Genomic DNA, 15,336 nt, shown 5'->3' on the forward strand with positions numbered 1-15,336 from the left:
TTTTAACTCTCCAGATACGTCCCAATCTGCTGGGGCAGTCCATTTAAGGCTTCTAATCGTAGGCTGTACGAAGCGCTTCTAGCATGGGTATGGACAATGACCAGCCCAGCTGCGCGCAGCGCGATAAGATGGTAGTGGATTGTGCTTTTGGAAAGTCCTACTTCACGTACGATTTCTGTGAAATTGAGCTGTTTCCCTGTGAGTAAACGAAGGATATGCAGCCGGGTCTCATCCGACAATGCTCGAGTAAGGCGGAGTAGTGCAGGAGCAGGCCGTCCGGCTTCCGGAGGGAGAACATCACAAGAGTAGCTAGTGAACACGAATTCATCATACATAGAGGTGGTAACCAGTGGACGCGCATGATATTGCGGGATGATAATGACCTGCTTCAGATGTTCGTTTGGATAAAGGCGCATGCCAGCGGTAGCTGCTTCAAACACTTCCATGTCATTATTGACGCTTAGCATCGCGCGTCTTGATTCGGCTTCCTGCTCAAGCCCTTTGATGATATTAGGGTCGATTCCACTGAAGTATCCCGCGTTCCATTCGCGCAGGATATCAGAAGCAGTATCCCTAAGCTCCGCAAGATTGGAGGGAACTGATTGGCCGAAACGTCCGGAAATTTCATATAGCTCTCCAGATGTTAAAGCATCGAACCAGACCAAAAAGCCCTCTACCGAACGCTCGCCCGGACAAGACCAAATATAGGGGGCCAAACTGAAATCATCAAGTTTTTTAACGACCTCTTGCATTTTACGAAGGAGCATGGGTGCGAATCTTGCCTGAACATCGCGTACCCAGAGCTTACCGGAATCCATGGCAGTATGGTTCTGCTTGCTTAGAAAGGCAGTCATACTACTAACACATTCATACATGGGTGCAAAATCAACTTCTACTTTATAATCCATGAGCTGCTCCATTCTTTCAGTGAAATACTGAACTTCCTTATTGTTCTATAAATGTAGAACTATTTGTTGGTTTTATTGTAAACGAACTCCTTGTTCTTTTCAATAGCCATTTCACCGAAAAATCCGAACTCAAAATAATGTTTAAATATAATCAATTGATTATATAAGTATACGGTTATATAATGAATTTGATATTTAAATGAAGAAGGTGTAATTAGACTTGAAGGACACAAACGATTTGACTCAGGGTCCTATAATGCCTACCTTAATGAAATTAACGCTTCCGATTATTGCGACGAATTTCATCTCTACTACTTATGGTCTAGTCGATATGATTTGGGTTGGAAGGTTAGGAAGTGGTCCGGTTGCCGCGATTGGTACAGCGAGTTTTTTCATTAATCTAGCGATTGCTTTATCGACTATGGTTACGATCGGCACAGGGATTAAGGTGGCGCATTGTATGGGATCCGGTCAGTTAGAGAAGGCTAAATCTTATATAAAAAACGGATTTATGATGTCTATTTTATTAGGACTTCTCTATATGAGTTTAGTGCTATTAACCAAGAATCAGTTGATTGGTTTTTTTGATCTTGGAAGTGATGAAGTAGAGCGGATGGCTAGACAATTTCTAATGATTTCGATATTTGGATCGGTATTTTCCATTGTGAATACGTTATTCGCAACTCTCCTAAACGCTATGGGAAATAGTAAACAACCGTTTCAGATCTTCTCCATTGGTCTTATGGTTAATATTGTCCTTGATCCATTTTTGATTTTTGGCTGGGGCAGTTTTGAGGGCTGGGGAGTAGCGGGGGCCGCTATTGCAACATTAATGGCGAACATTTTGGTTACGGCTCTTTTTATCATGAAGACAAGAAAGTCAGAACTCATTTCAAGCACATCCGCGTGGGACAGTCGTCAAATGAAAGAAGTCATCCGCATGGGGCTACCAATAACGATCCAACGGGTCACCTTTACGATCATATCGATCATCATTGCCAAGATCATTGTACGATTTGGAGCGGATGCTATTGCGGTTCAAAAAGTAGGAATCCAAATTGAATCCATTTCCTATATGACCATTGGCGGACTACAGGGAGCTATTGCTGCCTTTTTTGGTCAAAATTATGGAGCGCGTCGCTTCGATCGTATGGGGCAGGGGTATCGTCAGGCCTTAATTTTAACCTCCATTTTTGGCGTGATCGTGTCGCTTCTATTTATTGCGTTCCCGCAGCAGCTATTTTCATTGTTTTTATCAGACCAGACAAGTTTGGAATTGGGCGCAGATTATATGCGGATCATCGGTTACTCACAGGTATTCATGTGTCTGGAATTGATGACAGTAGGTGCTTTTAACGGCATGGGTCAAACCCACATTCCACCGATCTTTAGTATTTCATTTACTGCACTCCGAATTCCACTAGCCTTACTCTTATCCGAACCTTTTGGCTTGAATGGGGTGTGGATGTCGATTGCGATAAGCAGTGTTTTCAAGGGAGTTATTCTAGTGTTCTGGTTTAGAAGATCTTTGTTCAGAATGAACAGACAGCAGGTAAACTACTAAGCAGAGGATGAGCGTGAAATGGCTTTATTAAATCGTAAACTCATACAGCTTCTAAGAGATAACCAATTAAATAAGGAGATTTTTCATGGCGAATTTGGACTAGAAAAAGAAAACGTCAGAGTGGATCCAGAAGGAAACCTTGCGCTAACTCCACATCCAAAAGCCTTTGGCAATAAGCTGGAGAACCCCTATATTCAAACGGATTTTTCAGAGAGTCAGGTTGAAATGGTGACACCCTCTTTTGATTCTATTGAAGAGACTTATAACTTTCTGGAGGCGCTACAGGATATTGTGTCGCTAGAGCTTAATGAAGAGTATCTGTGGCCGAGTAGTAATCCTCCCATGCTACCGAAGGATAAGGACATTCCCATTGCCAGAATGGGTAATCCGGTAGAGGACGAGTATAGACATCAGTTAGCCGATAAGTATGGCCGCAAAAGACAATTGCTGAGCGGGATTCATTATAATTTCTCTTTTGATGAACAATTTCTAAAAAAGCTTCATGATATCGTAGATTCACAAGAGAGCTATAAAGATTTCAAAGATGCTACCTATTTAAAAATAGCCCGCAACCTATTGCGATACCGCTGGCTTCTACTCTATTTAACAGGCGCTAGTCCTGTTTTTGATAAGACGTATATGGAGCAATGTGTGGCACGTGGTGAATCAGATGATGACAAAAGCTTCTATTATCTGAATATGAATTCACTGCGAAATAGCGAATGCGGGTATAGGAATGAAAAACCTCTCTATGTTTCTTTTGATTCCCTTACGGACTACGTACATGATTTACAAGCGTTGATCGAGTCAGAAGAATTATTAAGTGTAAAAGAGTTCTATAGCCCGGTTAGAGTGAAGACGGCAAGAGGTAAACATCCATTAGAGGAGCTGCTGCAAGATGGTGTTGCCTATTTGGAGCTTCGTTTTATTGATCTGAATCCCCTCTACAAAATAGGGATTAGCAAAGAAACGATGATTTTTATACATCTGTTTATCGTGTATATGCTACTGAAAGAGGACGAACCGTTCGGCGTAGAGGATCAGAAGCTGGCGAATCTTAATCATGATCAATTGATCATGGAGGGGATTCAAGGCTGTTTGCATGATAACGGAGATTCTTGCGAGGCAATGGAGCAGAAGGCTTTAATTTGTATGCAAGAGATGCAGGATATGATTGAGCAATTGAACCCGGAGGATAAACAGTTCTCGAACGTTCTGAACGGAGCTAAGGATAAGATTCTAAATCCAGATCAGAGCTTTGCAGGGATTGTGAAGTCGGAAGTTCAACAATCCTCTTTTATTAAATATCATCTGAATCAAGCCAAACAATATGCTAAGGAAAGTCTTACGAATGGGTACCGCTTTGTAGGATATGAGGATTTGGAGCTATCTACACAGCTTCTACTGAAGGCGGCGGTTAAACGTGGGATTAAGTTTCGATTGCTCGATCGGGAAGAGAACTTCGTTGTACTTACGAAAGGCGATCATAAAGAATACGTTAAGCAGGCTACGAAGACATCCCTGGATTCTTACAGCACGGTACTAATTATGGAGAATAAAATTGTTACGAAGGAAGTTCTCAAACAGCAAGGCATTCGTGTTCCCTCAGGTGAGGCTTTTGGAGATTTGAAAGCGGCAATGAATGCCTATGACACTTATCGTAATAAGCCAATTGTGATCAAACCCAAATCAACGAATTTTGGAATCGGCATTACTATTTTTACAGATGAGTTCTCCAAAGAAGACTATCAAAAAGCCTTCACTATCGCCTTCGAGCATGATCGGACAGTACTGCTTGAGGAATTTATGACGGGGAAAGAATATCGTTTTCTAGTCATGGGTGATGAAGTAGTCGGAGTATTGCACCGGGTTCCGGCGAATGTGGTCGGTGATGATGTACATACGATTGAAGAGCTGGTCCACGAAAAGAATAAGGATCCGCTAAGAGGTCGCGGCTACAAAACTCCGCTTGAGAAAATTCAGATCGGCGAAGCAGAGGCGATGTTCTTGAAGAATCACGCGCTGGCTTGGAGCGATGTTCCTTCATTGAATGAGACCATTTTTTTACGGGAGAATTCGAATATTAGTACTGGTGGAGATAGCCTAGACTTTACAGATGAGATTCCACACAGCTATAAAGAACTAGCCATTCAATCAGCTAAAGCTGCGGGGGCCACGATTTGTGGAGTGGATATGATGATCGATGATATGCAGGAAGAAGCGACCGATACCAATTACAGCATTATTGAGATCAATTTCAATCCAGCAATTCATATTCACTGTTATCCTTATAAAGGGAAGAACCGAAAGGCAGATGAGCGGATATTGGATTTATTGTTTGGCGAATGAACAGAAGCTCAGCCAGTACTATTGGTTGAGCTTTTGCTTTTAAACGATTTCCACCCCTTGTGACACTCTTGTAACAGAGATTGACTACGATAGGTTATGAGGTGAGAGAATGAAGAAAGCTAAAGGTTTTATCGTGTTGATCTTATTGTTGGTTGTAGGATGTAGTTCTGTAACACCGCAAGCTAATCAAGAACTGAAGATAGAAGAGAAGAAGGAAGAGAAGACCGAAAGGAATGAGAAGATGGCCTTCTGGGAGGACCAGAGAAAAGGAGCCAATTTCATGAATTCAAAATCTTTACCGGAAAACTATGATGCTGCCAAAGAGCAAAACATTGAATTCATTCGACTTGCACCAGATAAATGGGCAAAAGGCAGGGACTTCCTTTTCAATGACAAACTGGATGCGAACCCGGATAAAGATTTTCTAATAGGGAATGCAGATAAGTATGAAGGGATGGTTGAGGCGGATTTTGCCGAGTTAAAAGCGGACTTAGATGCAGCGGAGGCTCGGGGCTCCAAAGTGGTGCTGACCGTCTTAAGTCTCCCCGGAGATCGCTGGAGGCAGTTCAACAATTATGAGAATGATGATCGGATATGGAAGGATTTCAGTTATCATGAACAAGCGGCAGTGTTTTGGAGGGATCTGGCAAGTCGATTGAAGGATCATCCTGCGGTAATCGGTTATAACTTGATTAATGAGCCACATCCGGAGACGGCGACTGGATTTCATGACTTCTGGACTCAGGATTACAACGAATGGTATAGCTCAGTCGAGAATACGCCTGCGGATTTAAATCTTTTATATGAGACAATTGTGACCGCTATTCGTACTGTGGATACCAAGACACCTATTATCGTCAATTCTGGTCTGTATGCTACACCGTGGGCCTTTAAATATTTGAAACCTATCGAAGACGAGAATGTGTTGTATGCTTTTCATATGTACGAGCCTTACGAGCTAACCAGTCAGAATAAGAAAAAAGGGTTAACCTATGAATATCCTGGAACGATAAAAGTCGGAGACAATAAAACGGAAAAAGCATTTAATAAAGAGACCTTAAAGGAATTTCTGGAACCTGTTGCGCAGTGGGCAAAGGAACATAATATTCCCGCAAATCGGATTGTTGCCGAAGAGTTTGGAACGAATCGGTTAGTAAAAGGTGCAGATCAATACATGGCTGATTTAATCTCGATTTTTGATGACTTTGGCTGGCACTGGGCGTTTTATGCCTTCCGAGAGGATACATGGGACGGAATGGATTATGAACTGGGCAATCAGCCCCCAACTTGGGAATATTGGCAAGCGATAGAGAAAGGCGAACAGCCCCCTCGAACAGCAGTAGATCATAACCCGATTTGGGAAGTATTGAAGAAAGGACTTGAAGGAAAGGAGTAAATGATGCTAATTGAACATTCTAATTGCCGATGATGAGAAACATATGACCCATATCTTGAAGACTTATTTTGAAAAAGAGGGCTATAACGTTTGGGTAGCTGCAGATGGGGAGGAGGCGCTAGAGCTCTTTTTTTCGAATAAGATCGATCTTGTGGTATTGGATTGGATGATGCCGAAGCGAAGCGGGATTGAGGTGTGTAATGAAATCAAGCAGGTTAGTTTAGCTAAAGTGGTGATGCTGACCGCCCGATCTTCCCATGACGATGAATTTAGCGCTTTAGATATCGGTGCAGATGAATATATAAGAAAACCATTCGACCCACGGATTTTAATGCTGAGAATCAAAAAAATGCTGGGTACCGAAAAAGTGGCTGCTATACGGGATTTAGAAATTGATTTTGAGCGGAAGAAAGTGTACAAGCAGGGGGAGGAGCTGTCCCTATATAAAAAAGAATTTGAATTGCTAACCTTCCTCTATGAGAATAAAGGCCGGATTTTGTCTAGAGATGCTTTGATATCTTCCGTTTGGGGGATGGACTACCTTGGCGAAGAAAGAACCGTGGATACACATATTAAGAGATTGCGCGATAAGATTGGGGCTGACCACGTAATCACACACAGGGGAATGGGGTACAGCTTCCATGATAAAAATCAATAAAATAAGCACCAAGTTATTGATTATGGTAAGTATCATTCTGCTGATTGTGTTTGGAACATCTTATTTATTGCACAATTTTTTCTCGTCCGATTATTATCTTTATAAAATGAAAACCAAGATTAACGCTATTTATGAAGAAGTAAAGGATCTCAGTCTGGATCAGCTCATGGAGAAAGAAACAGCGATCGAGAACAATAACAATGTAACGATTGTGAGGGTTGAGAACAGAGGAAGCGTGACAGCAATTAACGAGAACATTCAATTTGCGTTGTTTAAAGATAAGGTGGCACTCAATAAGTTTTGGATTACAGAAAAAGTTTTGCAAAAGGTAAACGAAGGAAATACGGTGAATCTTTTATTTAATCAGGGGAAATTGAAATCCAGCCTGTTAACGAAAATATACGAGCAGGATGGCAGTTTGATTCTCATCGGCACTGTGGTTGTGCACAATACCGATGCTTTAAATATCGTAAATCAATTCAGCTTCTATTCCATTCTTTTGGGGATTATTATCAGCTTGCTGTTAGTGGCATTTTTTTCAAAAAAGATTATTACCCCATTAGAGAAGCTACAGGATGTCGCGAAGGATATCTCCAATCTTGAATTTAAACAGGTGACGATTAAAACGGGGGATGAAATCGAAGAATTATCCAAAAGCATTAACCAGATGAGCCAGCGCCTGAAAAGTGCCCATGCAGAGCTGGAGCAGAAAAATCAAAGCTTAAACACACTGATCTCAAGCATTTCACATGAAGTGAAGACACCGTTATCCTTAATCCAAGCGTATACCATTGGCATTCAGGACGATTTGGATGATGGTACGTATGCGGATATCATTTTGGAGCAGGTGAAATATACATCGGATATGGTGGATTATTTAATTAAACTGTCCAAAATCCAAAAGACCGAAGTCCATAAAGAAAGATTCGATCTTAAAGAGCTTCTGCTCAAAGTGATCTCACAATATAATATTACGCTCAAAAATAAAAATCTGATTTTACAGAGCGACTTCCATGCGGTTAATCGATCCATCGTTGAAGAGGATATCAGCCAAATAGAAATTATATTCAACAACTTAATTAGTAATGCCATTAAATATGGGGAAGAGAATGTTTTTGGAATATCGCTAGCGAATGATAGCCACGATACCCTGAAATTCACCATTACAAATAAAACCACGCGCCTAAAAGAGAAGCATCTAGCGTATATCTGGGACCCGTTCTATGTGATCGAGGAGTCTCGGAATAAAGAAATCTCCGGTACTGGACTTGGCCTGTCTATCGTCGCGGAGATTCTAGCTAAAAATGATCTGAAATACGAAGCCACATTAGAGGACTCGTATATTAGGTTTAGTGTTTGGTTTGATGTTAAGATTACAGAATGATGAGTACTTTGGTATCTTCGTATGAACATAATATATACCTCGATTAAATGATTAGATTAGGGAAAACCTCCCTTTGTTCGTATGATGTGAAGCTTAATGCAACGCTAGTGGAATTGATTTACAGTTCTTAGGCAGAGACATGATTCTACATATAATCGTGAATGTTTTTAGACTTCCCCCAATAAATATGGTGAAAAGTAACGGAGGGAATTTTGGAACTGTATGAGCGGAGCGTTCGCCTGAAAGCTTTCCGAAGGAAAGCTCGCATCGGAAGCATATGCTGTCTCCGGATGTTATCCGCTGATAGCGGTAAAATCAAAAACATCTGGAGACAACAGCGACCGAAAGTCCAAACATTCCCGCAGTTACGCCCCATCACCATATTCATCACCCTACCATCAATTCAGCTTCAAGATTGAAGCATTATCAACAAAAGTAGCTGTATTAAAAAGCATCAATACATCCTTGATCTCATTCTGAGCCATATACTCACTGATACTTCCGTTATAATAACGAATGTCGATCACGTGGATTTCCGGTACATGCTGAGTCAGGAAAGGGATCACACTATGTGCATAAGAGTCTTTGATGACAAGCAGCTTCTCCTGTTTGACCACTTTAGGATCAAGCTGGCTTGTGATTTTCATGAGAGCATGAACGCCGCCAAGGAAATAAGAATACTTATCTTTTTTCGCCAGATAGCTTGGATCGTACATACTTGATAAAGTCTCATTAGTATCCACAATGTGCATCTTGGTGGATACATCATGAACAGGCTTATACATTTGAATGGAATCTGGCGCCACTCCGTTAAATTGACTCCGCGTATGGTAGCTTCCAAGGAACGAATCGCTTACCGTCTCAATCTCGAATTCGCTCTGGGACAGAGGTTGCCATCCCATACTTTTAGCATAAGCTACGTAAGCCAAATAAGCACCGTAGGTTGTCCAGTGATGATCGGTCCGATAATAAATGGGCTCTGCGGCATGTGGAGCAAGAACATCAAATCCATTAATAAAAGTTAAACTATCCCCTACATCCTTAGCAATCGTTTGATTCACCTCGGCTTGCGAATATACGGGTGCTAGCCAGGGCAGACGTTCGTTGTACAAGCCTACCGATGTCGGCGCAAGCAGAAAGGTCATTTTGGCTGCTGCATTTTTATCGGCAAAACGTCTCACAGCCGCTGCATATTGCTGAACCTTATTGTGATCAGGTGCCTCGAATTTTTCGAATAAGTAGCCATCTTTCCCCTTATAAATTCCGTTATTCTCTTGCTGCAACCTCATTTGCTCCACTGCCGATTTCACCCATACCCATTTGGCTCGAAAAGGGAAGTGATCGGTTACGAAGCTTTCCGCCTCTTCCGCGTAGGTGTGGGATAATAAATTGTCCCATGTCAGTTGGGGAGCGCTTTGCAAATATCGGTTTTCTAGCTCAGAGAAACGTTGAACTGGCAATAAGAAAAAGGTTATACCCACCAGAAACAGCGTCGCGACGAATCCTGCCACTAGTATTCGATCCGTCCTCTGCTTCATAAACAATCACCCCCTAGAATCGGAAATATAAGAATGGGTTAAAGGTAGCATCCACTAAATAAGCGACAGATAGGAAGAACAGCACGCCATACCAAACTAGAGAAGGAATCGATTTATCATCCATACGCTTGGAGAGTTTCAAAGGTACGGATGCTAAAGTTAGTAGCACAAGTAGAATCGCGTTTGTGTATGTAAAGTATAAAGTAGTGGTATTCCACAATGGCTGACCGTTAAAGCCAAGCATCGCTTGCAAGTAACTAAGCACCAATGGAAGTTCTTCAAAGGCGAACAAGACCCATCCGATGAGAATAAGCACAATGGCATAGAGATGCCTAACCCAGCGCGGTAGGCGGCTCAGTAGCTTTAAACCCCACCATTTTTCGAAGATAAGAATAATCCCAAAGTATAATCCCCAGAGTAGGAAATTCCAGCTTGCTCCGTGCCAGATTCCCGTCAACAGCCAGACAATGAGGATATTGCGCACCTGAATGCCTAAACCCCGGCGGTTGCCTCCAAGCGGGATATATACGTAGTCACGAAACCAACTGCTAAGGGAAATATGCCATCTCCGCCAGAAGTCGGTAATGCTCTGTGAAATATAAGGTTTGTTGAAGTTCTCGTTAAAGCGGAAGCCGAACATAAGTCCGAGGCCAATCGCCATATCCGAATATCCACTGAAATCAAAATAGATCTGAAAAGCAAATGCAATAATGCCAATCCAAGCGGTTAAAGCAGGCATGGAATCTAGATTGGAGCTGGAAACGGTGTGCCAAAGCAAACCGATGTTATTGGCAAGCAGCACTTTTTTGGCTAGTCCGATAATGAATCTTCGCACACCCGCTGCGAACATGGAGATATCCACCGAACGCGCTCGTAATTGTTCTGCAATGGTGTTGTATTGAACGATAGGCCCGGCTACTAATTGTGGGAACAAGGCTACAAACGTACCGAAATCAATCCAATTCCGCTGTGCTTTAGCAGTTCCTCTGTAAACGTCAATGATGTAGGACATGGATTGAAAAGTATAGAACGAAATCCCAATAGGTAGTGGTAAATCAGTTAATGGGAGATGAGTACCGAGGAGTTCGTTTACATTTTGGATGAGAAAATCTGCATATTTGAAATACGACAATAAGCCCAGGTTAATAACCATAGAGCTAACCACAATCCACTTGCGCTGTACCATAGTCAGCTTTGGTCTACTAAGAAGTAGACCAAAGCCGTAATCCGTAATGGTGGACAGCAACATAATTACAATGTAGACCGGTTCGCCCCAAGCATAAAACACCAGACTGCTTAAGAACAATATGAGGTTTTTGATTCGCCAAGGCGAAACATAGTAGAGTGCAAGGACAGCCGGCAGAAACAGGAATAGAAAGAGTAGGCTGCTGAATACCATCGCTAGTTATTTTTTAGTAAACAAGGTATCAAATTCAGTCACCAGCTGATCAGCACTCTCCGAAATCACGAATAAGATGTAATTTCCTTTTGTGACCAGCTTATAATTTTGGGCGTTCTCATACTGATCCGGAAGGTATTGTTCGAATTGCTTTTGAATATCGGTCGCACGCTCTTTGACGGCGGTTTCGACCGTAGAGATATCTTTTGCATCTTTAACTTTTAAAATGGCAATTTCGTTACTTTTCACATTCATCATTGGCATTCTAATGCTATAATCTTCAAGTAATGATGGAGCTAGATGGTACAGCTGAGCCACCATATCTTCTTCAACTTCCATTAATGAAGGCTGTTCCACTTTTGCGAGCATCTCGTCGATCATTTCTTTCGGCGTCAGATTGGTTTCGACAACGGCTTCATTGTTACCACTGGAACAGGCGCTAAGCACTACACTTAATACAATAGTTAACGCTAGAATGAAGGTATGTTTTTTCAATTAGGTCACTCTCCTTGGTGTGTTTGATCTATATTTCTCTAGTTAACTAACGTAAAGAGCCTATAGAATGTTGCGGGACACTATCTTTCGAATACTTTACCCCAATTTAGTGGAAATATGTTCGAAGAAAAAGGTCATGCAAAGATCTTCCTCTCTTAGCTTGCGCAATGGTTGGTTATACTGTTAATGTTAGATAGATAGTTTTGAATAGAAGGGGATTGAACGGAATGATCGAAGAACTGAACAATAATGGACTACCGGAGAATTACGAGGAATTAAAGAAAGCTGCCAACCGCTCTGCGGATTGGAGAGCCCGTCTAGAAGCTGTTGAAGAACTGGGACAGACTAACCACAAACAAATTATCGATATCCTGACGCGTTTAATGGAGAGCGATCCTGTATATACAGTTCAAGAAGCAGCTTACCTTAAACTGAAGGCATTCGGCGAAGATGTTAAAGCACCGTCCAAGAATAAACCGGAGCTAGTAAAAGGCGTATCCAAAATACTCCTGAGAATCAAGAAGAGCTTGCCAAGAGATCATTCGTACGAAGATTTCAAAGAGAAGCTGAAAAAGATGAGAATCGACGTGTACGATATTTACGAAGGCGAAAAGGGCGCTGACTTTGACGCTTGGCTGATGAAGATGTGGAATTCCTCGAACAAGTAAAGGATGACAACATGCAAATTAACAAATTAATTGAACAATTTCAAGAATACCTTAAGCTTTCTGCTGAATTACGTCCCGACTATATTGCAAGCTTAGGCCAAGGTGATAACGAAGCGAAGATTACGTCGGTTTTCCCGGAAACCCCTGCACTGCTGAAGGCCATTTATAACACGGTTTCAGGCACAAGCAGTGAGGAAGAAGAACCAAGTCTAATCGAATTTATTCCAGGGTATCGTCTAATTCATATTAATGAATATGAAGCAGAGATGAAGATTTTAGCTGGAATATTGGAGGAAAAAGGTCATCAAGTGGATGGAGTTATCTTGCCGATCTTAACGAACTACGGCAGCGACTTCATTTGTTACTATAAATCTGCAGATGGTGTGGAACGCGTATGTGACCTGCTGCATGATTTTGGGGATCTCATTGTGATGTATGAATCACCTGAAAAGTTCCTGGAGACTTTATGTGAGTTCTACAAGCAGGAGGTTTATTTCCTGGATGAAGAGGGATACCTCGATTGCGATTTAGTAAAAGAGGGCGAAGTAGGTGCAGCTCTAAACCCGGATGCGAAATATTGGTCCGAGTAACAAGCTGGTACCCTATAAAGAAGAGCAGCAGTCCTATTACGGACCAGCTGCTCTTTGTTTATTCAATATCTACTGTTATGTTACTCCTGCGCGGCACGTTTCTCCTGCTCACGAAGCTCTACTCTCCGTATTTTTCCGGAGGTCGTCTTCGGAAGATCTGGAATGAACTCGATTTTGCGTGGATATTTATAAGGTGCGGTCCACTCTTTAACATGGGATTGCAGCTCCTTCACAAGCTCTGGAGAAGCGGCGGTCTCATCTTTTAGTACAATAAAAGCTTTAACGATATGTCCGCGGATTTCATCCGGACTTGCAACGACTGCGCATTCCTTAACCGAAGCATGTTTCATAAGGGCTTCTTCTACTTCGAAAGGACCTATGGTGTAACCCGAGCTAATGATAATGTCATCTCCACGGCCCTCGAACCAGAAATAACCCTCTTCATCTTTCCGTGCCCGGTCTCCAGTTATGAAGAACTCGCCGTGAGTAGAGCTTTCTTTTCTGCCGGGGTCTTTGTAATAGGTATGGAACAACGCTGGCATGCTTAAGTGCACTGCGATGTCTCCAACAACTCCAGCAGGTAACGGAATGCCGTCCTCATCTACCACTTCAACTAGACCCGGAGCAATAGATTTACCCATAGAACCTATTCGAATTGGAGTATCTTTGAGAGTACCGATTATAAGCGTACTTTCTGTTTGACCGTAACCATCACGAATCGTGATATTGAATTCACGCTGGAAGGTGTTGATGACCTCTTGATTCAAAGGCTCTCCAGCGGAAACCGCGCAGCGAAGGCGGGACAAGTCATACTGATTGAGATTTTCTAATTTGGCCATCAAGCGATATTCGGTTGGCGTACAGCATAATACCTCGATGTTATGATCTTGTAGCAGCTGCAAATATTTTTTGGGATGAAAAGATCCGCTATATACAAAACCGGTCGCCCCGTTGCCAAGGACGGTTAGGAAGGGGCTCCAGATCCACTTCTGCCAGCCCGGTGCTGCTGTTGCCCAAACGGTGTCAGTTTCTTTGATATCGAGCCATTGAGGCGATGTGATACGTAAGTGAGCATAACCCCAGCCATGACTGTGAACGACTGCTTTAGGGTTGCCAGTGGTTCCAGAGGTATAGGCCAAGATCGCCATATCGTCCCGGTGGCTTTCGACTGCTGTGAATTTATCGGACTGATCAATCATTAGACCTTCCAGATCTAGCCATCCATGACCGAGCTCTTCAGGGTCGCCGGATACGGAAAGACGGTAATCCAGAGCAGGCAGATCGTCCGAGATTTTATTAACTTCATCAGTGACTTCGGACCAGGCAATAACAGCTCTGGCTTCGGAATGCCGCAGACGATAGGATAAATCCTTTGCGCGAAGCATTTCTGATGAAGGGATAATGGCAAGTCCTAGCTTCAGACATGCTAAATAGATGACATAAGCGATGATTCGACGGGGAACCATTACAAGAACACGATCCCCTTGCTGAAGGCCGAGTGCTGCGAGCCCTCCGGCAAGCTGGTTAGCTTGCTTGCGAAGATCTCCGTAAGTGATCTCCTCGTAGTCTCCTTGTTCATTCAACCACTTAAGCGCAATCTTTTCCGGAGTATGGCGTTCCATTTCCGAAGTGAGATTGTAGTACTCAGGTGCGATCCACTGCTGATTATCCAATATGAACCTCTCCTATATAAAACAAGATGTGTATAACGGTTATGCTTAGTATAGCACGTTATCCTAGTACCAGGTACTAGTACCTTGATGCTTAAATTTGATATCATAGGGTTTAGAAGGTTAAGATAACTTGTGTAAATATAAATCCAGAAAGTGAGAACTATGTTATGAATCACACAACTTTTGATGAAATATTCGCTATTATGGAAGCCTCTTTTCCTACCTCCGAGATCAGAACCTATGAGGGACAACAGGAGTTATTGGATGTTTCACATTACCGATTGATTACCGAAGTGAATGCTGAGGGGAAAATCATTGCTTTTATAGCTTGCTGGGAGTTTCCAGGATTTCGATTTGTAGAACATATCGCAGTGGACCCAAGTATTAGAGGTGGAGGCGTTGGTAAAAAGCTGATGGAGGAGTATATCCGTCAGTCAGGCAAGCCTGTGCTTCTTGAAGTTGAACCGCCACTGGGTGAAATGGAGCAACGGAGAATTGGCTTTTATGAGCGACTGGGTTTCCACTTAAATCCTTATGCGTATGTGCAGCCCCCTCTGCGTGTGGGAAATGCTGACTTACCGCTTCAAATCATGACTTACCCTAACCCTGTCGATGAGGAAGAATTCGATCTTTATCGAGAAATTTTATATACAGAAGTGTATAAGGTTACAACACCGTATCAAGGCTAATCTCTAACAGCAATCCATACGATCC

The 15,336-nt window shown here is 42.5% G+C and carries 13 protein-coding genes; 8 read left to right on the plus strand and 5 right to left on the minus strand.

The annotated features are described in order from the left end of the window. Positions 1-2: 2 nt before the first annotated feature. A complete protein-coding gene (locus MHB64_RS03965) occupies positions 3-908 on the minus strand; it encodes an ArsR/SmtB family transcription factor (RefSeq protein ID WP_341133778.1) in 906 nt (301 codons plus the stop codon). Positions 909-1,128: 220 nt separating this feature from the next. On the opposite strand from MHB64_RS03965, the gene MHB64_RS03970 reads away from it, so the two are divergent. From MHB64_RS03970 to MHB64_RS03990, 5 genes are all read left to right on the plus strand, one after another. Next, positions 1,129-2,472, plus strand: a complete 1,344-nt coding sequence (locus MHB64_RS03970) for an MATE family efflux transporter (protein WP_094870037.1) — start codon at positions 1,129-1,131, stop codon at positions 2,470-2,472. A gap of 18 nt (positions 2,473-2,490) precedes the next feature. Then, a complete protein-coding gene (gene gshAB / locus MHB64_RS03975) occupies positions 2,491-4,821 on the plus strand; it encodes a bifunctional glutamate--cysteine ligase GshA/glutathione synthetase GshB (protein WP_341133779.1) in 2,331 nt (776 codons plus the stop codon). 109 nt (positions 4,822-4,930) lie between these two features. Continuing rightward, positions 4,931-6,217 carry a glycoside hydrolase family 5 protein gene (locus tag MHB64_RS03980; RefSeq protein WP_445671597.1) on the plus strand — a complete coding sequence of 429 codons (1,287 nt, stop codon included), beginning with the start codon at positions 4,931-4,933 and terminating at the stop codon, positions 6,215-6,217. Positions 6,218-6,227: 10 nt separating this feature from the next. Beyond that, the gene (locus tag MHB64_RS03985; protein WP_094870040.1) at positions 6,228-6,875 is read left to right on the plus strand and encodes a response regulator transcription factor; all 648 of its coding nucleotides are present in this window, start codon (positions 6,228-6,230) and stop codon (positions 6,873-6,875) included. Beyond that, positions 6,859-8,259: a HAMP domain-containing sensor histidine kinase gene (locus MHB64_RS03990; protein WP_341133780.1), complete on the plus strand. Its 1,401-nt coding sequence runs from the start codon at positions 6,859-6,861 to the stop codon at positions 8,257-8,259. Before MHB64_RS03985 ends, MHB64_RS03990 begins: the two co-directional genes overlap by 17 nt. A 398-nt stretch (positions 8,260-8,657) precedes the next feature. On the opposite strand, the gene MHB64_RS03995 is transcribed toward MHB64_RS03990, so the two are convergent. Genes MHB64_RS03995 through MHB64_RS04005 form a run of 3 tightly spaced genes read right to left on the minus strand, consistent with a single transcriptional unit; the run spans position 8,658 to position 11,691 of the window. Then, positions 8,658-9,797, minus strand: coding sequence for a DHHW family protein (locus MHB64_RS03995; RefSeq protein WP_280789074.1), 1,140 nt, complete (start codon positions 9,795-9,797; stop codon positions 8,658-8,660). Between the two features lie 13 nt (positions 9,798-9,810). Next, a complete protein-coding gene (locus MHB64_RS04000) occupies positions 9,811-11,196 on the minus strand; it encodes an MBOAT family O-acyltransferase (protein ID WP_341133781.1) in 1,386 nt (461 codons plus the stop codon). A gap of 6 nt (positions 11,197-11,202) precedes the next feature. Beyond that, positions 11,203-11,691 (minus strand): DUF4358 domain-containing protein, encoded by a 489-nt coding sequence (locus MHB64_RS04005; protein WP_094874621.1) that lies wholly within the window; start codon positions 11,689-11,691, stop codon positions 11,203-11,205. A gap of 227 nt (positions 11,692-11,918) precedes the next feature. On the opposite strand from MHB64_RS04005, the gene MHB64_RS04010 reads away from it, so the two are divergent. Next, the gene (locus MHB64_RS04010; protein WP_042184977.1) at positions 11,919-12,359 is read left to right on the plus strand and encodes a HEAT repeat domain-containing protein; all 441 of its coding nucleotides are present in this window, start codon (positions 11,919-11,921) and stop codon (positions 12,357-12,359) included. 11 nt (positions 12,360-12,370) lie between these two features. Then, positions 12,371-12,949 carry a hypothetical protein gene (locus MHB64_RS04015; RefSeq protein WP_094874620.1) on the plus strand — a complete coding sequence of 193 codons (579 nt, stop codon included), beginning with the start codon at positions 12,371-12,373 and terminating at the stop codon, positions 12,947-12,949. 80 nt (positions 12,950-13,029) lie between these two features. On the opposite strand, the gene mbcS is transcribed toward MHB64_RS04015, so the two are convergent. Next, on the minus strand, positions 13,030-14,625 hold the full coding sequence (gene mbcS / locus MHB64_RS04020) for an acyl-CoA synthetase MbcS (RefSeq protein WP_094878792.1): 1,596 nt from the start codon (positions 14,623-14,625) through the stop codon (positions 13,030-13,032). A gap of 164 nt (positions 14,626-14,789) precedes the next feature. Between mbcS and MHB64_RS04025 the strand changes: the two genes are divergently transcribed. Continuing rightward, on the plus strand, positions 14,790-15,311 hold the full coding sequence (locus tag MHB64_RS04025) for a GNAT family N-acetyltransferase (RefSeq protein ID WP_094874618.1): 522 nt from the start codon (positions 14,790-14,792) through the stop codon (positions 15,309-15,311). Positions 15,312-15,336 lie beyond the last annotated feature (25 nt).

The organism is Paenibacillus sp. FSL K6-2859 (assembly GCF_038008265.1).
In the GTDB taxonomy this organism is placed as follows: domain Bacteria; phylum Bacillota; class Bacilli; order Paenibacillales; family Paenibacillaceae; genus Paenibacillus_AQ; species Paenibacillus_AQ nitricinens.